Below are 20,954 nucleotides of genomic sequence, written 5' to 3'. Positions count from 1 at the left end.
GGCGGCAATCTCAGGCGGCAGGAGCGGCTTGCGCCCGTGCCCTGGCCGCGCGCTGGCGCAGCCGGATGTGCAGGATGCAGGCGAGAAACAGAATCAGGGTCAACGCCACTTCGAGCAGTGCCAGCCAGCGGCTGGGCGCCGGGTCGCTCCAGGCACGCACCACGCCCTCGGTGAAATACAGCCACAGCACCAGGCTGAGCCAGCGGTAGGTGTACATGCGCCGCTTCAGGAGCCCCGCCAGCGGCAGCGCCAGCGGCAGCGCCTTGAGCACCAGCCATGAGCCGCCCGGGCGCAGCGGCGCCAGCCACAGCTCCCAGGCCAGGCACAGCAGCGCCAGCGCCAGCACGCTGGCGGCGGCCAGCCAGCGGGTGGCTTCAATGGCGGGGGCAATGGTTGCGTCGGCAGCGCGAAGATCGGCGGTGTGGGAAGTCATGGGAGCGTGCGGTGGCGAATCTGCGATCATATCGGCCATGCCTTTCCCCCAGACCCTGACGCAGCGTTTGCATGCGCTGCCCCACGATCTGCTGAATTTTCCCTGGCGCAACACGGCGCGCGTGCTGCTGGAGCGCTACCGCGAAGACCGCCTGGGGCAGACCGCATCCAGCCTCACCTTCACCACCTTGCTCGCGCTCGTGCCCTTCGTCACGGTGGCACTGGCGCTGTTCACCGCGTTCCCCATCTTTGCCGAGATGCAGGAGGTGCTGCAGAAGTGGCTGATGCAAAGCCTGATTCCCGAGAGCATCGGGCAGCAGGTGCAGGGCTATCTGACGCAGTTCGCCGCCAAGGCCAGCGGGTTGGGGGCGGCCAGCTTTTCGTTCCTGATCGTCACCGCGCTGTCGCTCATCCTGACGATGGATCGCACGCTCAACACCATCTGGCGCGTACCGCGCCTGCGCCCGCTGGGCCAGCGCGTGCTGATCTACTGGGCGGCGATCACGCTGGGCCCGCTGGTGCTGGCTGGCGGCCTGGCGCTGACCATGTCGGCTGCGTCGGCCGCATCGCACAGCCTGCGCGGCACGCTGCCCGGCGGCGTGCGCCTGCTGTTCGGCACCATCGAATTTCTCGTCATGGCCTGCGGCGTGGGGGCGCTGTACCGCTACGTGCCCAACACCCAGGTGCAGTGGCGCCACGCGCTGGCGGGCGGAGTGTTCGTCGCGCTGTGCCTGGCGCTGGCCAAGAAGGGCCTGGGCATGTACCTGGCGTCGGTGCCCACGTATTCGGTGATCTACGGCACCTTTGCCACGCTGCCCATCCTGCTGCTGTGGATTTACATCGCCTGGATCGTCGTGCTGCTGGGCGCGGTGGTTGCCGCCTACCTGCCCAGCCTGCTGGCCGGCGTGGCACGCAAAAGGCCGGCGCACGGCGGCGTCTTCCTGCTGGCGGTCGAGCTGCTGCAACTGTTGCACGCGGCGCGCGGCGGCGAGCGCCACGGCCTGACCGCGGCGCAGATGGCGCATGCGCTGCTGGTGGACGACCTGCAGCTGGTGCCGGTGCTGGACGCGCTGACCACACTGGACTGGGTGGCGCAGGTCAACGAGCAGGCCGGCGGTGCCGCGGCGTCCGAGCCCGCACGCTATGTGCTGCTGGCCGACCCGGCGACGACGCATATGGAGCCGCTGGTGCGCCGCCTGCTGATCGATCGCGGCGATGTGCTGGAGCGCTTCTGGGCCCATACGGGCATGGAGGTGCTCAAGCTGGCCGACGTGCTGCAACGGCCGGAGTGAGGCGCTGCTCGACATCGCTTTCGAGCAAGCCGGCTACTGCCGCGCCATCTCCGCCTGACCGATGCCGTGGCCGTCCAGCGGCTGCTGCGGCTGCAGATCCACCGTCACGCACAGAAGCCGCCCGGTGAAGACGAACGGCGCTGCGTAGTGCGACACCGGACTGGCGCGGTCGCGGCCGATGTCCAGACCCGACCAGGAGATCAGCGTGGCGAAGCCGAAGCGGCATGGCCCTTCGGCGACGCAGGCGTCGTCGATCCACAGGCGCGCATGGCGGCTGGCCGGGACGATGGCCTGGCCGTGGCCGGGCAGCGGCACGCGCTGCAGCGGGCCCAGTTCCATCTGCACCGCCAGGCGCCGGCGGCCGGGGGCGACCGGGCGGTCCGAGCGCAGCACCTGGTGCACGCCGCCGACGTTCAGGTCGTGCACCAGGTGGCCGTCCTGCAGGTACAGGCTGTAGCCGCTGGTGGCGTCGCCGTGGGCGACGAGCACGCCCTCGGCGCCGCCTTCGGGAATCAGCACCTGCGCTTCGATCCGGTAGGCGCGGGCGCGCAGGTCGGGCGCCACGTCGCTGGGCAGATGGCCCATGCCGTGGTGGAAGACGAAGCGCGTGCGCGCCCCCTGCGCGCGCTGCGCGTTCTCGGCAAAGCGCGCGCCGAAGCGGTCATCCAGCGGCAGCACCTGGTGCGCCTCGGCCTCCTGCCACCACAGCGCCTGCAGGCGCGCCAGGCGCTCGGGCTCGGCGGCGGCCAGGTCGTGGTTTTCGGCGAAGTCCTGGTCCAGGTGGTACAGCTCCCAGCGGTCTGCGTCGAACGGCGTGCCGGGCGCGTGCCAGGCGACGGCCTTCCAGCCGCCGTGCCAGAGACCGCGGTGGCCGAACATCTCGAAAATCTGCGCGCCCTGGCGGCTGCGCGGCGCGGGGTCGGCCAGCGTGGCGCGCAGGCTCTCGCCGGTGACGGGCTGCTGGGCGATGCCGTGGATCGTCTCGGGCGGCGTGACGCCGCAGACGTCCAGCAGCGTGGGCAGCAGGTCGCGCGCGTGCCAGAAGCCGTGGCGCAGCTCGCCGCGCGCGGCGATGCCCCGGGGCCAGGCCATGACCAGCGGGTCGCGGATGCCGCCGCCGTGCGTGTTCTGCTTGTAGCGCTTGAGGGGGGTGTTGGACGCCATGGCCCAGCCGTGCGGAAAGTTGGCGTGCGTGCCTGGGCCGCCGATTTCGTCGATGCGCGCGAGCTTCTCGGCCATCTCCTCGCGGCGCAGGTTGTACGGGCCCATGGCGTTGACGAAGCCGGCCACGCCGCCTTCCTGGCTGGCGCCGTTGTCCGACAGCACCAGCACCAGCGTGTCGTCCGCCATGCCGCTGGCGTCCAGAAACTGCATCAGCCGCGCCAGTTGCTCATCGGCGTGCGTCAGCATGCCGGCGTAGGCGCTTTGCAGCCGGGTGAAGACGCGCCGCTCGGCCTCGCCCAGGCTGTCCCAGGCGGGCACGCCGTCGTTCCTCGGCGGCAATTCGGTGTCGGGCGGCACCAGGCCCAGCGCCTTCTGGCGCGCCAGGCGCTGTTCGCGCTCCACGTCCCAGCCGTGGGCGAACTGCGCGTCGTAGCCGCGGATCAGCTCCTGCGGCGCCTGGTGCGGCGCGTGGCAGGCGCCCAGCGCGAGCCACAGCAGCCAGGGCGCATCGGGCGCATCGGCCTGGTGCTCGGCCAGCATGCGCATCGATTGGTCGACCAGGTCGCTGGTCAGGTGGTAGCCGCTCTCGAAGCTGCCGGGCGGGTCGACGTGGGTGTTGTCGCGCACCAGCTCGGGGGCGAACTGGTCGGTCTCGGCGTCGAGGAAGCCGTAGAAGCGGTCGAACCCCCGGCCCAGCGGCCAGCCGTCGAACGGCCCGGCCGGGCCGCTTTGCGTGAGCGGCGTGACGTGCCACTTGCCCACCATGTAGTTGCGCCAGCCGTGCGGGCGCAGCATCTCGGCGAGCGTGCCCGCGTCCGGACTGATCTTGCCGCGGTAGCCGGGAAAGCCGCTGTCGAAGTTGGCGAGGCACCCGACGCCGACCGCGTGGTGGTTGCGCCCGGTCAGCAGCGCGGCGCGCGTGGTCGAGCACATGGCCGTGGTGTGAAAGCCGCTGTAGCGCAGGCCGCGCGCGGCGATGGCGTCGATGGCGGGCGTGCGGATGCTGGAGCCGTAGCAGCCGAAGTCGGAGAAGCCCACGTCGTCGAACAGCACCAGCAGGATGTTGGGCGCGCCCGCCGGGCGCCGGGGCGCGGCGGGCCAGTGCGGCGTGGAATCGTGGATGGTCTTGCCGATGCGGGGCTGGGTCATGGAAGTCTCCCGATGGGGTGGCTGTTTTGATGGCTGCTGACGCTTGCTGGGTAAGCGCTAAATGGTGATTTGGCTTGAATTTCTCCCTCCTCCTCTGGGGGAGGGCTAGGGTGGGGCCAGCAGTGTCTTGTGGCTTCGCCTCCCTTGCCCATGGCCGGCCGGCCCCCATCCCGGCCTTCCCCCAGAGGGGGAAGGAGTCAAGCGGGGGCACTGCTGCGCCCCAGGATCAGATCGGCCGCGCGCTCGGCGATCATGATCGTGGGCGCGTTGGTGTTGCCGCCGATCAGGCTGGGCATCACGCTCGCGTCCACCACGCGCAGCGCCTGGACGCCGCGCACGCGCAGCGCGGCATCGACGACCGAGTCGGCGTCGGCGCCCATGCGGCAGGTGCCGACCGGGTGGTAGATGGTGTCCACGTGCGCGCGCAGGAAGGCTTCGATTGCCTCGTCACGGCCCTGCCAGTCGGGCTCGGGCTGCAGCGGTGTCTGCGCATACAGGCCGAGCGCCTTGGTGCGCAGCAGCTCGGCCGTCTTGCGGGCCGCGCGGGTGAGGGCCGCCACGTCGTCCGGGTGCGTCAGGAAGGCCGGGTCGATCAGCGGCGCGGCCAGCGGATCCGTGCTTGCCAGCTTCACGCTGCCGCGCGACTTGGGCCGCAGGATGCAGGCGTGCAGGCTGAAGCCGTGGCCCAGGTGGCGCTTGCGGCCGTGGCTGTCGACCATGCCCATCACGAAGTGCCACTGCGCGTCGGGCCGCTCCAGATCCGGCTGCGTGCGGAAGAACCCGCCGCTTTCGGCGTAGTTGGTCGAGAGCATGCCGGATTGATCTCGCTTGTATTGCCCCCAGGCGCTCCAGAGCGTGCGCAGCCCGGCGAGGCTCAGGCCGAAGAGCCGGGTGTCGTTCAAGCGGCGCGAGAGGATGGCGTCAGGATGGTCCTGCAGGTTGGCGCCCACCTGCGCGCGGTCGGCCACGCAGGCGATACCCAGGCGCTGCAGCTCGGCGCCCGGGCCGATGCCCGACAGTTGCAGCAGCTGCGGGCTGCCGAAGGCGCCGGCGCTCACGATGACCTCGCGGTGCGCCGCCAGGTGCCGCTTGCTGGCGCCCTCGATGATTTCGACGCCGCTGGCGCGCTGGCCGTCGAAGGTGATGCGTGCGGCGTGCGCGTTCGCCATCAGCGCCAGGTTGGCGCGGCCGCGCACCGGGTCGAGGTAGGCATGTGCCGCGTCCGAGCGCACGCCGCGCTCCTGCGTCACGTGGTACAGGCCCACGCCGTCCTGCTGTGCGCCGTTGAAGTCGCCGTTGCGCGCGTGGCCGCATTCGGCGGCGGCGTCGAGCATCAGCCGGTTGAAGCCGCTGGGCGAGCGCAGTTCGCTCACCTTGAGCGGCCCGTCGAAGCCGTGCACGCTTGCGTCCGCGTCGGGCACGAGGCAGCCTTCGGCGCGCTTGAAGTAGGGCAGCACCTCGCTCCAGCCCCAGCCGGTGCAGCCGCCCGCCGCCCAGTCGTCGTAGTCGCTGGCGTGGCCGCGGATGTAGCACATGGCGTTGATGGCCGAACTGCCTCCCATCACCTTGCCGCGCGGCTGGTAGCCCCTGCGCCCGTTCAGCCCTGCCTGCGGCACGGTGTCGAAGGCCCAGTTGAGCCTGTGCGTGGGCACGGTGCCGATCAGTCCCGCCGGGATGCTGACCCAGCGCCCGCCGCTGGCCGGGCCGGCTTCGACGAGAGCCACGCGCACGCCCGGGTCGCTGCTGAGCCGGTGCGCCAGCACGCAGCCGGCCGAGCCGCCGCCGACGATCACGTAGTCGAAGGTGAGTGCGTCATCCATCGCGCGTTCCTCATTGCTCTGCGTGGGCGGCATTGACCACGGGGAAGGCGCCGCTGAACCGATCCAGCAGCCCCAGGAAGCGCGCCAGCAGCGGCAGCTGGCCGCCGACCTGCAGGCGGCTGCCGGCCAGCGCGTCGGCGGGCGCGAGCTGCTGCGACAGCAGCGCGTCGAGCGTGGCGCGGTCGGTGCGCACGCTGGCGTCGGCGGCGGGCGGCGCGTCCAGCGCGATGCTGCTGAGCGCGCCGTGGGACAGGCTGGTCAGCCAGTGCTCGCCGCTGTCGCTGAAATGCCAGGCGATGTCGAAGGCCAGCCCCTCGGCGCGCGGCGCGACCACGCGCATCGCCAGCAGGTCGAACAGCAGGCCGTTGGGCAGCGCCCCCAGCATCGCCGCACCCGCGCCGGGCTGGGGCTTGGGCGGTCCGTTGCGGTATTCGTGCGCGCCCAGCAGGTAGGCGTTGCGCCAGGTGGCCGATTCGGCCTGGAAGCCCATCTGCTCCAGCGCCGCCGCCGCCAGCGCGCGGGCCGCCTCGTTCTGCGGCTCGGCGTAGACCAGGTGCGCCATGACTTCCGCCACCCAGCGGAATTCGCCGCGCTCGAAGTCCTCGCGCGCCCGCGCCAGCAGCGCGCCGGCGCCGCCCATGTAGGCGACGTACTTGCGCGCCGCATGAACCGGCGGCAGCCGGTTCAGGTTGGCCGGGTGCGCGTCGTACCAGCTCAGGTAGTGCTGGTAGATGGCCTTGACGTTGTGCGAGACGGTGCCGTAGAAGCCGCGCGCGTGCCAGCGGCCGGCCAGGCCCGGCGGCAGCTGCAGGCGCTCGGCGATCTCGGCGGGCTTGAGGCCGTGGTTCATCAGCCGCACCGTCTGGTCGTGCAGGTAGCGGTACAGGTCGCGCTGCTCGGCCAGGAAGCGCACGGCCCGCTCGCGGCCCCAGGTGGGCCAATGGTGCTGGCCCAGGATGACCTCGGTGCGCGGGCCGTAGCGGTGCAGCGCCTCGTTCAGGTATTTGGACCAGGCCAGCGCGTCGCGCACCTTGGCGCCGCGCAGCGGGCACAGGTTGTGCAGCGTGTGCGTGGCGTTCTCGGCCAGGTTGAGCGCGCCCTCGCTCGGGATGAACAGATGCATCTCGGCCGGCGCTTCGGTCTCGGGCGCCAGTTGAAACTCCAGCACCAGGCCGTCGATTTCGATCACCTCGTGCGGCTGGGCGATCTCGCGCGTCGGCGCGATCAGCCCCGGGCGCCCGCGCGGCATGTTCTTGCCCAGGCCGGAATCGACCTGCCCCGCCGGCCCGACGGGCAGCGTGTGGCCGAACTGGAACTGCGCGCGCCGCGCCATCGCCGGGCCGGCCATCACGTTCTCGGCCACCGCGGCGTGCAGAAAGCCCGCCGGCGCGATGATCTGCACGCGCCCGGCGTCCACGTCCGCCTGGCGCACCAGGCCCGGCGCGCCGCCGAAGTGATCGACGTGGCTGTGGCTGTAGATCACCGCCAGCAGCGGCCGCTCGCCCCGGTGCGCGCGGTAGAGCGCCAGCGCGGCGGCGGCGGTCTCGGGTACGGTGAGCGCGTCGAACGCGAGCACGCCGCTGTCGGTCTCGATGAAGGTGATGTTGGCCAGGTCGAAGCCGCGCACCTGGAAGATGCGCTTGGTGACCTGGAACAGCCCGTGCTCGCGGTTCAGCCGCGCCTGGCGCCACAACAGCGGGTTGACCGTGTCGGGCGCCTGTTCCTCGGCCAGGAAGCCGTAGGCCGCCAGGTTCCAGACCGGGGCGCCGTCGGGGCGCAGGATGGCCGCGTCCGGAATGCTGCCGAGAAAGCCGCGCCGGGCGTCGGCCGCGTCCTCGTCGTCCGGGGGCGGCTGCTGGCCGGCCACCAGGCGCTGGAAATCGACGGTGGCGGGGTGGGCGCAGTGGGTGGGGAGGTTCATTGCATGCATCCTTGTCGTCGCGCTCATTGCCAGCGCAGCAGCCAGCGCTCCAGCCGCGCCATGCCCTTGACCACGACCATGCCGAGCGCGGCCAGCAGGAACAGCAGCGCCATCACGCCGTCCATGTTGAAGTTCGATTGCAGATAGGCCAGCGTCTGGCCCAGGCCGTGCTCGGCGGCGATGATCTCGGCGCCGACCACGCCCAGCATCGAGAAGATCAGCCCCAGGCGCAGGCCCGAGAAGATCACCGGCACCGCAGACGGCAGCGTGACCTTCCAGAACAGCTGCAGCGGCGTCGCGCCCAGCGAGCGGCTGAGCGTGAGGAAGTCCTGCGGCACGCCGCGAATGCCGGCCACCGTGTTGGCCAGCACGATGAAGAAGCTCAGGCTGGTGCCCATGGCGATCTTGGACGGCAGGCCCAGGCCGAACCACAGCAAAAACAGCGGCGCCAGCGCAAAGCGCGGCATGGCGTTGATGACGGTCAGATACGGATCGAGTGCGCGCTCCAGCGGCGGCCACTGCGTGAACGCCAGCCCCAGCACGATGGCCGCGGCGCTGCCGAGCAGGAACGAGATGAAGGTGCCCGCCAGCGTGTAGCCCAGCTCCAGCCACAGGTCGCCGCGCACGAAGAAGCCGCGCCACAGGTACAGCGCGATCTCGCTGGGCTGGCCGAACAGCGTGCGGTCGAGCCAGCCGGCGCGACTGCCCCATTCCCACAGGCCGAAGAAGGCGATGAGGAACAGCAGGTGGCGCAGCGCGCTGGCGCCACGTCCGGTGCCAGCGGCGCGCGTGGTCGATGCCGGCAGCGCGGCGTTCAGGGGCGTTGCGCTCATGCCATCGCTCCTTCGGCCTGCGTTTCCGACAGGCGGATGCCGCGCTCCAACTGCTCCCATACCTGCGAGTACAGCTGCAGGAAGGCCGGGTCGCGCTGCAGCTCGCGCACGTGGCGCGGGCGCGGCAGGTCGATGGCCATGTCGGCGACGATGCGCCCGGGGCGCGCGCTCATCACCACCACGCGGTCGGCCAGTGCCACCGCCTCGGCCAGGTCGTGGGTGATGAAGACGACGGTGCGCCTGGTCTCGCCCCACAGCTGCAGCAACAGGTCTTCGAGCTGGATCTTGGTCTGCGCGTCGAGCGCGCCGAAGGGCTCGTCCATCAGCAGCACCTCCGATTCCAGGCAAAAGCCCCGCGCCAGGGCGCAGCGCTGGCGCATGCCGTGCGACAGCGCCTTGGGGTAGGCGTCGGCAAAGCGGCCCAGGCCCACGCGCTCCAACTCGCGGCGCGCCAGCGCCTCGCGTTCGGCCAGTGGCACGCCGCGCAGCTCCATGCCGAAGCAGACGTTCTGCAGCGCGGTGCGCCAGGGGAACAGGCAGTCGCGCGCCATGGTGTAGGTCACGCGCGGGCTGCCGGCGCGCGGCGCCTCGCCGCCGATGGCGATCTGCCCCTGCTGCACCGGCAGCAGCCCGGTCAGGTGGTTCAGGATCGTCGTCTTGCCGCAGCCGCTGGGGCCGACGATGGCGACGAACTGCCCGGAGGGAATCTCCAGGCTGACGTGGTCCACCGCCAGCACCGCGCCGCCGAAATCGACGCACAGGTCACGGATCGAGATGGCTGCCATGGCGCGTCTCCCTGAGGGGTGAAAGGGATGGATTCACTCTTGCGGCGCGCCGTCCCAGACCAGGTCTTCCACCTTGGGCGCGCCCGGCAACTGCTTGGTCTGCTGCAGATAGGTGAGCGTGGACTGCACCGCGCTGCGGCGCACCATGGCCTTGTAGGCGTTGCTGTCGATGCCCAGCTCCAGCGCGCGCTTGGCGATGGCGTCGCCCTGCGGCATGTCGTAGGGGAAGTACTGGGCGGAGATCTTCAGCACCTCGGCCTCATTGGCGCGGTCGTTGACGAAGTCGGCCGCCTGCTGCGAAATCTTCACCACCGCCTTTGCAATCTGCGGCTGCTCGGCGATTTGCTGGGCACGCATCACCAGGGCGACGCCGGCGCCGTACATCGAGCGCAGCAGCGCCGGTTTTTCGGCCGTGGCGCCGCGGTAGACCACGCGGCAGGCGCGGCTGACCTCGCACATCGTGCCGGCGGGCTCGAAGCTGGAGATCGCGTCTACCTGGCCCTGGCGCAGCGCGGCAAACGCGGTGTTGGGCGCGCCGACGGCGACGTAGGTCACGTCGTCGGCCTGGTGGCCGGCCTGCTGCATCAGCCAGGCGAAGAAGGATTCGCTGGCCGAGCCGCGCGCGACGACGCCGATCTTCTTGCCCTTGAAGTCCTGCATCAGCGCCGGATAGCCCTCGCCCTCGTGCGCCAGCGCGAGGCCGGCGGCGGCGTCGATCTGGAAGATGTTGGTGACTGCCGAACCGGCCACCGCGCGCAGCTTGGCGCCGCGCAGCACGGCCGAGGCCAGCACCTCGATGGGCGTCTGCGCGACGTCGATCGAGTTGCCGATCAGCGCCTGCACACCGAGCGGCGCCTGCGGGATGGGTTTGAGCTCGCAGGTGATGCCCGCCGCCTGGCACCAGCCCTTGCTGCGCGCGACGCGGATGAGCAGGTTGCCGTGGCCGGGGTAGTCCTGGAAGCGCACCACGGGCGGCGCGTCGGCGGCCAGGGCGGGCGCGGGCAGGAGGGCCGCGCCCGCCGCCAGGGCCAGGGCCGGCAGGAGCCGGGCCAGGGGGGATGGTGTCGTCATGGTGTCGTCTCCTGTGCGGGGGGTGGGGAGGGGCGCCGGCGCGCCCGTGTGGGCGGCGTGGCAGCGGGGGTGGCGGGAGGGGTGGGCGCCGGCGCCAGGCCCAGGTAGGCGTGGACCATGGCCGACAGTTCGGTCTCGAAGGCCGCGTCGTCCAGGTGCAGCGGCCCGGGGTCGGTGAGCACGGCGTTGATCAGCACGCCCTGCATCATCTGGTGCGCGAACACCAGGCGCTGCTGCGCGGACGGCGTGCTCCAGCCAGCGTGGCGCGCCATGGTTTGCAGCAGCCGGGCGCGGCTGGCCTCGCGCAGGCGCACCAGCGGCGAGGCGGCGCGCGCCGCAGGCTCCAGCCGGCGCAGCTTGAGCATGGCGGTGGCGTACAGGCCGCGGTGCTGGCGAAACGACTGCACGCCCATGTGCACCCAGTGGCCGACGAACGCGGCGGCGCTCTCGTGCTCGCGCTGCGGGTCGGCGTGGAAGGCCTCGGTGCGGCGCACCATGGCCTGCACCAGCAGGTCGAGCAGCACGTCGAAGTACGCGTCCTTGTTGTGAAAGCGGGTGTAGAAGGTGCCGGTGGAGCAGCCGATTTCCGCGGCGATGTCGCTGACCTTGACGTCGTCCCAGTCGCGCGTCTCGGTCAGGCGAAGGCCGGCGTGGATCAGCGCTTTTTCGCGTTCGTGGCCGCGCCGCTGCTGCGGTGCGCGCACTCGCGGAGCGGACGATGGGAAGCGGGGCGCAGTCATGGTCGTGAAGTTGTTTCAAAAGTATGAATATGAATTCATGTTCATAAATTTAAAACGCCAGCCAGCGGGTGCCAACGGGGTTTTCCCGTGGTGCAGGAAACGTGTTTTGCGGTGCCTGGCGAGCGGGCTGCTTCCGCTGGCCTCAGCCGCCGGGCATTAACGTCTGGCCATCAGCGCTGCAATTGGTGCGCAGCTGCAACGCCATGGCGCACCGCGCCTTCGAGCGTGGCCGGGTAGGGCCCGTCGACATAGTCGCCGCAGGCGAGCAGCCCCGGCGCGATGTGCAGCGGAGGGCGCTGCAGCGACGGGCTGCAGACGAAGGTGGCGCGTTTTTCCACGACGGTCTGCAGTGGGCGCAGTCCATCCAGTCCGAGCTGCGCGCGTGCCTGATCGAGCACCTGCGCCGCCAGCGCGCCGCGGTCGCCGTCGAACGCGCTGACGACGAAGGCCAGCACGCCGGCGCTGCCGTCCAGTTGTGCGCGGTCAAAAGCGAATTGCGCCGGATGTTGCGCGCTGGGCTGCAGCGTCACCATGGGCTGAGACAGCAGCGGGCCGCGCGCATGTGGCTGTTCGGCGTAGACGGTGGCGATCGCCGCGTGCCGCAGGCGCTGGGCGGTTGCGGCCCAGTCGTGCAGCGCGGCGTGTTTTTCGACATGCTCGCCGGAGTGTGCGCCGGCAGCATCCCCGGCGGCGGCCACCAGCCGGGCTGATTCGCCGGCGGGCGTGGCCAGTACGGCGGCGTCGAAGACCTGCTCGTCCAGGGCCCAGCCCTGGCCGCTGCGCTGCAGCCGTTGCACGCGCCGGCCCAGGTGCAGCGCGTGGCCGCGCGCCTGCAGCCAGGCGGCGGCGGGTGCGGGGAACAGGCCGGCCATGTCGGTGCGCGGCAGCAGCAGATGGGAGCCGCCGCGTCCGGCAAACAGGCTGTCGTGCAGCACGCGCAGAAATACCTGGCCGCTGGCCTGGCGCGCCGGTGTGTTCAGCGCCGACACGCACAGCGGGTCGATGAAATGCGTGAGCAGCCGCGGTGGCAGGCCGGCGCACAGGTCGGCCACGCTGGCCTGTGGCGCGCAGGCAAAGCCCTGCAGCCGCCAGCGCGCGGCGCGCGCCAGCAGCGCGGCGCGCTCGCCCCAACTCCAGCCGCGCGCGCGGGCAATGCCCCACAGCGCGTCCCAGGGCGGCGCCGCATGGGGCAGGCGCAGGCCGGCGCCTGCAGGGTCGGTCAGGGTGAGCGGCAGGCGCAGAAAGGCGCGCTCGGGTTGCACGCCCACGGCGCGCATGAGCCGCAGGCATTCGGCGTAGGCGCCGATCAGGATGTGCTGGCCGTTGTCCAGCGTGATTGGCGCGCCGTCGCTGCGTTGCGCGGCGACGGCGCGGGCGCGCCCGCCCAACTGGCGGCTGGCTTCGAACATGGTGATGCGGTGGCCGGCCTGCGCTGCGGTGACCGCCGCCGCCATGCCGGCCCAGCCGGCGCCGACGATGGCGACGTTCAACACCGGCATGCGCGGGCGGGTGTGTGGCCGCTCACATGCGCCCCAGCGCCTGCACCTTCCAGGCCAGCCAGAATTTGCGCAGCGGTGTCAGGCTGGTGCGGTGGTCGAGCACGCGAAAGCCGTCCGCCTCGATCTCGCGCAGCAGTGTGCGGTAGATGCTGGCCATCATCAGCCCGGGCTTCTGGCTGCGTCGGTCGGCGGTGGGCAGCAGCGCAAACGCTTCTTCGTACAACGCGTGGGCGCGTTCGGTCTCGAAGCGCATCAGCGCGCTGAAGGCGTCGCTGTAGCGGCGTTCGAGAATGTCTTGCGCGGTCACGCCATGCTGCTGCAGGTCGCTGATTGGCAGGTAGATGCGCCCGCGCAGCGCATCCTCGCCCACGTCGCGAATGATGTTGGTGAGCTGGAATGCCAGGCCCAGCTTGTGCGCGTACTGTGTGGTTGCCGGGTCGGTCTGGCCGAAGATCAGCGCCGACACCTCGCCGACGACGCCGGCCACCAGGTGGCAGTAGCTGGCCAGGCAGTCGAAGTCGTTGTAGCGGAACTGCTCCAGGTCGACCTGGCAGCCGCGGATGACCGCGTGCAGGTGCTCGCGCGTGATGCCGTAGACCGGCGCGTGCGACATCAGGGCCTTCATGGCCGGGTGGCTGGGCTTGCCGGCAAAGGATTTGTCGACCTCGCTGCGCCACCAGCCGAGTTTGGAGGCGGCCACGCCCGGGTCGCTGATGAAGTCGGCCACGTCGTCGACTTCGCGGCAGAACGCGTAGAACGCGGTGATTGCCGCGCGCCGGGGCTTGGGCAGGAAGAGAAAGGCGTAATAAAAGCTGCTGCCGGAGGCGGCGGCCTTGTCCTGGACGTACTGCTCGGGGGTCATTTGGGCGGCGATTGTCCCATGGCCGCGCTATGCCACAGGGCATGCCGGTTGTTGCGCGGCAGCGCTACATGCGCACTGCGCGCGTCAGCATGACAAGCCAGTCGCGCGCGCCGAGCGTGGGACGCTGGCACAGGTTGCCGCCCTGCAGCGCGTCGATGCGATCGAGGATGCGCAGGCCGCCCTGCACGACCAGGCGCAGTTCCCAGCCGATACGCCCGGGCAGGCGGCGCGCCAGTGGTGCGCCCTGCAGCATCAGCGCACGCGCGTGCGCCGACAGCGCGGCCAGCAGCGCCGTGGTCGGCGCGCTGGGCTGCAGCGCCTGCAGCTGCGCGCGGCTCACCCCGTGGGCGGTGCAGTCGGCGTCGGTAACGTAGTGGCGCCCGCGGGGAATGTCCACGCTCAAGTCCTGCCAGAAGTTGATCAATTGCAGCGCGCTGCAGATGGCGTCGCTCTCGCGCAGGCTTGGTGCGTCGTGCACGCCGTATAGGTGCAGCAGCAGCCGCCCGACGGGGTTGGCCGAGCGGCTGCAGTAGCCGAGCAGCGCCGCATGGTCTGCGTAGGTGGCGCCGCCCTGCGTCATCTCCACGTCCTGAACGAAGGCGTCCAGCAGGTCGTCGAGCAATTGCTGCGGCAGCCGGTGCGCCTGCATCTGTACCTGGAGCGCGGCAAACAGCGCCGCCCAGCGCGGCGACGGTGCGCCGCCGGCGGCAATTGCGTGCAGGTCGGCGCGAAAGGCTTGCAGGTCGGCCAGGCGCTGCCCGGCGCTGGCGTCGCCCTCGTCGGCCAGGTCGTCGGCGGTGCGTGCAAAGGCGTAGAGGGCGCGGATCGGTGCGCGCAACCGCGCCGGACACAGCAGGGAGGCGACGGGGAAATTCTCGTAATGCGCCACGCGTGGCGGCGTGGCGGCAGCTGGGATGGGGGGCGGGAGGTTCACGGCTGCCATTGTCGCGGCTGTGGCGCTTGGCCCCTCATGCTTGCCCGCGTGGGGGTTGCGGCTTGTCTACGGGCACGTTACTGGTGTCGATTGCCGATATTTTTGCTGCTGCTGCCACGGTTGGCGGACAAGGCGTGCGCGCAACACGCTAAAATCGCGCGTTTGGCCTTTTGCCGCAGCCGCCCGGGGTGCCCCGGAGCGCAGGCGCTGGCCACGAACCGCGCGGGTGGCGAAATTGGTAGACGCACCAGGTTTAGGTCCTGACGCCAGCAATGGTGTGGGGGTTCGAGTCCCCCCCCGCGCACCACTCACCTATGGACACCGGTTGAAGGTGGTTTGCACCACGGCCGGGGCCTGATTCATTCAGACATCGCAAGGAGCCAGCATGGCCATCACCGTTGAAACCCTTGAAAAGCTCGAGCGCAAGATCACGCTGCAACTGCCCGCCACGGCCATCCAGGCCGAGGTGGACAGCCGTCTGAAGCGCCTGGCGCGCACCGTGAAGATGGACGGCTTTCGCCCCGGCAAGGTGCCGATGAGCGTGGTCGCGCAGCGCTATGGCTACTCGGTGCACTACGAGGTGCTCAACGACAAGGTGGGCGAGGCCTTTGCCCAGGCGGCCAACGAGGCGCAGCTGCGCGTGGCCGGCCAGCCGCGGATCTCTGAAAAAGAGGGCGCTCCCGAGGGCGAGATCGCCTTTGACGCGATCTTCGAGGTCTTCCCCGAGGTCAAGATCGGCAACCTGACCGAGGTCGAGGTCGAGCGGGTGTCGGCCGAGGTGACCGACGAGGCGATCGACAAGACGCTGGACATCCTGCGCAAGCAGCGCCGCACCTTTGCCCAGCGCGCCAAGGATGCGCCTGCGCAGGATGGTGACCGCGTGACCGTCGACTTCGAGGGCAAGATCGACGGCGAGGCGTTCGCTGGCGGCAAGGCCGAGGACTTCCAGTTCCTGGTCGGCGAAGGCCAGATGCTCAAGGAATTCGAGGACGCGGTGCGCGGCATGAAGAGCGGCGAGAGCAAGACCTTCCCGCTGGCCTTCCCCGAGGACTACCACGGCAAGGACGTGGCCGGCAAGACGGCCGACTTCCTGGTCACCATCAAGAAGATCGAGGCGGCCCACCTGCCCGAAGTCAACGACGAGCTGGCCGCGTCGCTGGGCGTCGACGGTGGCACCGTCGAGGCGCTGCGTGCCGACATCAAGAAGAACCTGGAGCGCGAGGTCAAGTTCCGCCTGCTGGCACGCAACAAGCAGGCTGTGATGGACGCGCTGCTGGAGAAGGCCGAGCTGGACCTGCCCAACGCCAGCGTGCAGGGCGAGATCGAGCGCCTGAGCGATGCGGCGCGCGCCGATCTCAAGCAGCGCGGCATGAAGGACGCCGACAAGGCTGAACTGCCCGAGGACATCTTCCGCCCGCAGGCCGAGCGCCGCGTGCGCCTGGGCCTGGTGATGGCAGAGCTGGTCAAGGCCAACGAGCTGCAGGCCAAGCCCGAGCAGCTCAAGGCCCATGTGGACGAGCTGGCCGCCAGCTACGAGAAGCCCGAGGACGTGGCGCGCTGGTACTTCAGCGACCGCAACCGCATGGCCGACGTCGAAGCCGTGGTGATGGAGAACAACGTCACCGACTTCGTGCTGGCCCAGGCCAAGGTCACTGACAAGGCGATCTCGTTCGACGAGCTTATGGGCCAGCAGCAGGCCTGATCGGCACCGGCGCCGACCTTCTGGGGCTTGTGCCTGCGCGCACAGGCCCCATTTGCGTTTCTGGCCAGGCCGATGGATGGCCCGCGCCCGGCGCGGGCAAGCCCCCGGCCGGTACAAAAACTGAGGTTAAAGTAACCGACTGATTTGGAGAATTTATGAGCGCACTGGAAACCCAGGCCCTGGGCATGATCCCCATGGTCATCGAGCAGTCCGGCCGCGGCGAGCGGTCGTACGACATTTATTCGCGCCTCTTGAAGGAGCGCGTGATCTTTCTGGTGGGCGAGGTCAACGACCAGACCGCCAACCTGGTGGTTGCCCAGTTGCTGTTCCTGGAAAGCGAGAACCCGGACAAGGACATTTCGTTCTACATCAACTCGCCCGGTGGCAGCGTGACGGCCGGCATGGCGATCTACGACACCATGCAGTTCATCAAGCCCGACGTGTCGACGCTGTGCTGCGGCTTTGCCGCCAGCATGGGCGCCTTCCTGCTGGCCGCCGGCGCCAAGGGCAAGCGCTACTCGCTGCCCAACAGCAAGATCATGATCCACCAGGTGCTGGGTGGCGCGCGCGGCCAGGCGACCGACATCGAGATCCACGCCCGCGACATCCTGCGCACCAAGGAGCAGATGAACCGCATTCTGGCCGAACGTACTGGCCAGTCCTACGAGAAAATCGTCAACGACACCGAGCGTGACTACTTCATGACCGCCGACGAGGCGAGCGCCTACGGCATCGTCGACCAGGTGATCGCCAAGCGCCCCTGAGGGCGCTGAGAGCGCTCCCGCACACCCGCAGGCCGCCTGGGCGACGGCGTTTCCCCCTGCGGGAAGCGCCGTTTTTAATTCGCTATCATCCCATTACGTTCCCCGTCACAAGGCATTGCTCCATGGCCGAGAAAAAAGGCTCCTCCAGCGAAAAAACCCTTTATTGCTCCTTTTGCGGCAAAAGCCAGCATGAGGTCAAGAAGCTGATCGCCGGGCCGTCCGTCTTCATCTGCGACGAGTGCATCGACCTGTGCAATGAAATCATTCGCGACGAACTGCCGGCCGAGACGCAGCAGGCCGCGCGTGGCGACCTGCCCACGCCCGCCGAGATCAAGTCCAACCTGGATAACTACGTCATCGGTCAGGAGGGGCCTAAACGCACGCTGGCCGTTGCCGTTTACAACCACTACAAGCGTCTGCGCCACAAGGAAAAGGCGGGCAGGGACGAGGTGGAACTGTCCAAGAGCAACATCCTCCTGATCGGGCCCACCGGCTCGGGCAAGACGCTGCTGGCGCAGACGCTGGCGCGCCAACTGGACGTGCCTTTCGTGATGGCCGACGCCACGACACTGACCGAGGCCGGGTACGTCGGCGAGGATGTCGAGAACATCGTGCAAAAGCTGCTGCAAAGCTGCAACTACGATATCGATCGCGCCCAGCGCGGCATTGTCTACATCGACGAGATCGACAAGATCACGCGCAAGAGCGACAACCCCAGCATTACGCGCGACGTCTCGGGCGAGGGCGTGCAGCAGGCGCTGCTCAAACTCATCGAGGGCACGATGGCCAGCATTCCGCCGCAAGGCGGCAGAAAGCACCCCAACCAGGACTTTCTGCAGGTGGACACGACCAACATCCTGTTCATCTGCGGCGGCGCCTTTGCGGGGCTCGAAAAAGTCATCGAGAACCGCACCGAGGCCTCGGGCATCGGCTTTGGCGCCACGGTCAAGAGCAAGAAGCAGCGCTCGCTCACCGAGGTGTTCCAGGACATCGAGCCCGAGGATCTGATCAAGTACGGCCTGATCCCCGAACTGGTCGGGCGCATGCCCGTCGTCACCGCGCTGGCCGAGCTGGGTGAAGACGCGCTGGTGCGCATCCTCACCGAGCCCAAGAACGCACTGATCAAACAGTACAGCAAGCTGCTGGCGATGGAGGGCGTCGACCTGGAGGTGCGCCCCGCCGCGCTCAAGGCGATTGCCCGCAAGGCGATTGCGCGCAAGACCGGCGCGCGCGGCCTGCGCTCCATCCTGGAACAGTCGCTGATCGCCACGATGTTCGACCTGCCCAATAGCAGCAACGTCGAGAAGGTGGTGGTCGACGAGTCGACGATCGACGAAGGCAAGGCGCCTTTGCTGGTCTATCGCGAGGCAGCCAAGAAGGCCTGACACCCTGGGCTGGGCTGCCCGCACCGCGGACGGCCGCCCCTTGGCTCCGCCGAGCGCGAGTCTGCAGTCAACAGCGCTGCACGGGTTGATATTTACCGCTTCCAGCCCATATGTGCCTGGAAGTTTTTCAAGGATGAACCATGCCCGGACAACCCCCCCTGCCCGCCACGCCCGTTGATTTGCCGCTGCTGCCGCTGCGTGACGTGGTCGTGTTTCCCCATATGGTGATTCCGCTGTTCGTCGGCCGCGCCAAGAGCATCAAGGCGCTGGAGCTGGCGATGGAGGGCGAGCGCCGCATCATGCTGGTGGCGCAAAAGGCCGCCTCCAAGGACGAGCCCCAGGTCAGTGACCTGTTTGACGTTGGCTGCGTCTCCACCATTTTGCAGATGCTCAAGTTGCCCGATGGCACCGTCAAGGTGCTGGTCGAGGGGCTGCAGCGCGCCCAGCTGGAGTCGGTCGACGAAGGCGAGACGCATTTCTCGGCGGTCGTCGTGCCCCAAGTGGCCGAGGCGGCGCAGGACGACGTGCCGGCCAGCGAGATCGAGGCACTGCGCCGCGCCGTGATGCAGCAGTTCGACCAGTACGTCAAGCTGAACAAGAAAATCCCGGGCGAAATCCTGTCCTCGATCTCCGGCATCGAGGACGCCGGCCGCCTGGCCGACACGATTGCTGCGCACCTGCCGCTCAAGCTTGAACACAAGCAGGCGGTGCTGGGCCTGGCGGGCATCAAGCAGCGGCTGGAGAACCTGTTCGAGCAGCTCGACCGCGAGGTCGACATCCTCAACGTGGACAAGCGCATCCGCGGCCGCGTCAAGCGCCAGATGGAGAAAAACCAGCGCGACTTCTACCTGAACGAGCAGGTCAAGGCCATCCAGAAGGAACTGGGCGAGGGCGAGGAGGGTGCCGACCTCGAAGAGATTGAGAAACGCATCAAGGCCGCCAAGATGCCCGCCGAGGCGCGCAAGAAGGCGCAAGGCGAATTGAAGAAGCTCAAGCTGATGTCGCCGATGTCGGCCGAGGCGACCGTGGTGCGCAACTACATCGATGTGCTCACCGGCCTGCCCTGGAGCAAGAAGACCAAGATCCTGCAGGATCTGGCGCACGCCGAAGCCGTGCTCAACGAAGACCACTATGGCCTAGAGAAGGTCAAGGATCGCATCCTGGAATACCTTGCAGTCCAGCAGCGCGTGGACAAGGTCAAGGCGCCCATTCTGTGCCTGGTGGGGCCGCCGGGCGTAGGCAAGACGTCGCTGGGCCAGTCGATCGCCAAGGCCACCGGGCGCAAATACGTGCGCATGGCGCTGGGCGGCATGCGCGACGAGGCCGAGATCCGCGGCCATCGGCGCACCTACATCGGCGCGATGCCGGGCAAGGTGCTGCAAAACCTGAACAAGGTCGGCACCCGCAATCCGCTGTTCCTGCTCGACGAGATCGACAAGCTGGGCATGGACTTCCGGGGCGATCCGTCGAGCGCTTTGCTGGAAGTGCTTGATCCCGAGCAGAACCACAAGTTTGGCGACCACTACGTCGAGGTCGACTTCGACCTGTCGGACGTGATGTTCGTCGCCACGTCCAACTCGATGAACATCCCCCCGGCGTTGCTCGACCGCATGGAAGTCATCCGTCTGTCGGGCTACACCGAAGACGAGAAGACCAATATCGCGCTCAAGTACCTGCTGCCCAAGCAGATGGCCAGCAACGGCGTGCGCGAAGAGGAGCTGAGCGTGCACGAGAGCGCTGTACGTGACATCGTGCGCTACTACACCCGCGAGGCCGGCGTGCGCTCGCTCGAACGCGAGCTCTCCAAGATCTGTCGCAAGATCGTCAAGGGCCTGCTGCTGGGGCAGCTGACGCCGCAGGTCGTGATCTCGGCGGACAACCTGGGCGACTACCTGGGCGTGCGCAAATACACCTATGGCCATGCCGAGACGCAGAACCAGATTGGCCAGGTCATTGGCCTGGCGTGGACCGAAGTAGGCGGCGACCTGCTGACCATTGAGGTCGCAACCATGCCTGGCAAGGGCGCCATCCAGCGCACCGGGTCGCTGGGCGACGTGATGAAGGAGTCGGTCGAGGCCGCACGCACCGTGGTGCGCAGCCGCGCGCGCTCGCTGGGTATCCGGGATGAGGCTTTCGACAAGCGCGACCTGCACATTCACGTGCCCGACGGCGCCACGCCCAAGGACGGCCCGAGCGCCGGCGCCGCCATGGCCACGGCCATGGTGTCGGCGCTTACCGGCATTCCGGTGCGCGCCAACGTCGCGATGACTGGCGAGATCACGCTGCGCGGCGAGGTGACCGCCATCGGCGGGCTCAAGGAAAAGCTGCTCGCCGCGCTGCGCGGCGGTGTCAAGACGGTGCTGATCCCCGAGGAGAACGTCAAGGATCTGCAGGAGATCCCGGACAACGTCAAGCAGGGGCTGGAGATCGTCCCCGTGCGCTGGATCGACAAGGTGCTTGACATTGCGCTGGAGCGCCAGCCCACACCGCTGGGCGACGATGAACTGGCTGCCGAGGTGGCCGCAGCCGTAGCAGCGCCTGCGGTGGCCGCCAAGCCTGAGCGCGCTCGCAGCCGCTCAGTCAAGCACTGAAGGGCGGCAT

16 protein-coding genes and 1 tRNA gene are annotated in these 20,954 nt (G+C 69.1%); 6 read left to right on the top strand and 11 right to left on the bottom strand.

The annotated features are described in order from the left end of the window. Window positions 1–10: 10 nt before the first annotated feature. Entirely contained in the window at window positions 11–433 is a 423-nt protein-coding gene (locus tag ABD767_RS08500; protein WP_103043852.1) for a DUF2069 domain-containing protein, read from the bottom strand. Window positions 434–470: 37 nt separating this feature from the next. On the opposite strand from ABD767_RS08500, the gene ABD767_RS08495 reads away from it, so the two are divergent. Beyond that, complete coding sequence (locus tag ABD767_RS08495; protein ID WP_103043853.1) at window positions 471–1,724, top strand: YihY family inner membrane protein; 1,254 nt, start codon at window positions 471–473, stop codon at window positions 1,722–1,724. A gap of 33 nt (window positions 1,725–1,757) precedes the next feature. Here the strand turns inward: ABD767_RS08495 and ABD767_RS08490 are convergent, their stop codons facing one another. The 10 genes from ABD767_RS08490 to hpnC form a co-directional block, all read right to left on the bottom strand. Further along, window positions 1,758–4,037, bottom strand: coding sequence for a sulfatase-like hydrolase/transferase (locus tag ABD767_RS08490; protein WP_103043854.1), 2,280 nt, complete (start codon window positions 4,035–4,037; stop codon window positions 1,758–1,760). Between the two features lie 197 nt (window positions 4,038–4,234). Next, entirely contained in the window at window positions 4,235–5,857 is a 1,623-nt protein-coding gene (locus ABD767_RS08485) for a GMC family oxidoreductase N-terminal domain-containing protein (protein WP_103043892.1), read from the bottom strand. Between the two features lie 10 nt (window positions 5,858–5,867). Then, a complete protein-coding gene (locus ABD767_RS08480; RefSeq protein ID WP_103043855.1) occupies window positions 5,868–7,778 on the bottom strand; it encodes an alkyl sulfatase dimerization domain-containing protein in 1,911 nt (636 codons plus the stop codon). Window positions 7,779–7,801: 23 nt separating this feature from the next. Beyond that, window positions 7,802–8,611 carry an ABC transporter permease subunit gene (locus ABD767_RS08475; protein WP_103043856.1) on the bottom strand — a complete coding sequence of 270 codons (810 nt, stop codon included), beginning with the start codon at window positions 8,609–8,611 and terminating at the stop codon, window positions 7,802–7,804. Beyond that, the gene (locus tag ABD767_RS08470) at window positions 8,608–9,396 is read right to left on the bottom strand and encodes an ATP-binding cassette domain-containing protein (protein ID WP_103043857.1); all 789 of its coding nucleotides are present in this window, start codon (window positions 9,394–9,396) and stop codon (window positions 8,608–8,610) included. The genes ABD767_RS08475 and ABD767_RS08470 overlap by 4 nt, the downstream gene beginning before the upstream one ends. 33 nt (window positions 9,397–9,429) lie before the next feature. Beyond that, a complete protein-coding gene (locus ABD767_RS08465) occupies window positions 9,430–10,467 on the bottom strand; it encodes an ABC transporter substrate-binding protein (RefSeq protein WP_103043858.1) in 1,038 nt (345 codons plus the stop codon). Further along, on the bottom strand, window positions 10,464–11,207 hold the full coding sequence (locus ABD767_RS08460; RefSeq protein ID WP_103043859.1) for a TetR family transcriptional regulator: 744 nt from the start codon (window positions 11,205–11,207) through the stop codon (window positions 10,464–10,466). Before ABD767_RS08460 ends, ABD767_RS08465 begins: the two co-directional genes overlap by 4 nt. A gap of 170 nt (window positions 11,208–11,377) precedes the next feature. Then, a complete protein-coding gene (gene hpnE / locus ABD767_RS08455; RefSeq protein WP_103043893.1) occupies window positions 11,378–12,697 on the bottom strand; it encodes a hydroxysqualene dehydroxylase HpnE in 1,320 nt (439 codons plus the stop codon). A 31-nt stretch (window positions 12,698–12,728) separates the two neighbouring features. Next, entirely contained in the window at window positions 12,729–13,568 is an 840-nt protein-coding gene (gene hpnD, locus ABD767_RS08450) for a presqualene diphosphate synthase HpnD (protein ID WP_103043860.1), read from the bottom strand. Window positions 13,569–13,632: 64 nt separating this feature from the next. After that, on the bottom strand, window positions 13,633–14,511 hold the full coding sequence (gene hpnC / locus ABD767_RS08445) for a squalene synthase HpnC (RefSeq protein WP_103043861.1): 879 nt from the start codon (window positions 14,509–14,511) through the stop codon (window positions 13,633–13,635). 211 nt (window positions 14,512–14,722) lie between these two features. Here hpnC and ABD767_RS08440 point away from each other — a divergent pair. From ABD767_RS08440 to lon, 5 genes are all read left to right on the top strand, one after another. Continuing rightward, a tRNA-Leu gene (locus tag ABD767_RS08440) sits at window positions 14,723–14,809 on the top strand. Window positions 14,810–14,887: 78 nt separating this feature from the next. Beyond that, complete coding sequence (gene tig, locus ABD767_RS08435; protein WP_103043862.1) at window positions 14,888–16,204, top strand: trigger factor; 1,317 nt, start codon at window positions 14,888–14,890, stop codon at window positions 16,202–16,204. Window positions 16,205–16,359: 155 nt separating this feature from the next. Next, window positions 16,360–16,968 carry an ATP-dependent Clp endopeptidase proteolytic subunit ClpP gene (clpP, locus tag ABD767_RS08430; protein WP_103043863.1) on the top strand — a complete coding sequence of 203 codons (609 nt, stop codon included), beginning with the start codon at window positions 16,360–16,362 and terminating at the stop codon, window positions 16,966–16,968. A 122-nt stretch (window positions 16,969–17,090) separates the two neighbouring features. Then, the gene (clpX, locus tag ABD767_RS08425; RefSeq protein ID WP_103043864.1) at window positions 17,091–18,353 is read left to right on the top strand and encodes an ATP-dependent Clp protease ATP-binding subunit ClpX; all 1,263 of its coding nucleotides are present in this window, start codon (window positions 17,091–17,093) and stop codon (window positions 18,351–18,353) included. A 140-nt stretch (window positions 18,354–18,493) separates the two neighbouring features. Continuing rightward, window positions 18,494–20,944, top strand: a complete 2,451-nt coding sequence (gene lon / locus ABD767_RS08420) for an endopeptidase La (RefSeq protein ID WP_103043865.1) — start codon at window positions 18,494–18,496, stop codon at window positions 20,942–20,944. Window positions 20,945–20,954 lie beyond the last annotated feature (10 nt).

This window comes from Comamonas faecalis (assembly GCF_039538025.1).
Taxonomy (GTDB): domain Bacteria; phylum Pseudomonadota; class Gammaproteobacteria; order Burkholderiales; family Burkholderiaceae_C; genus Comamonas_C; species Comamonas_C faecalis.
Note: the sequence above shows the minus strand (reverse complement) of the source record. Positions and strands in the feature narration are given on the sequence as shown.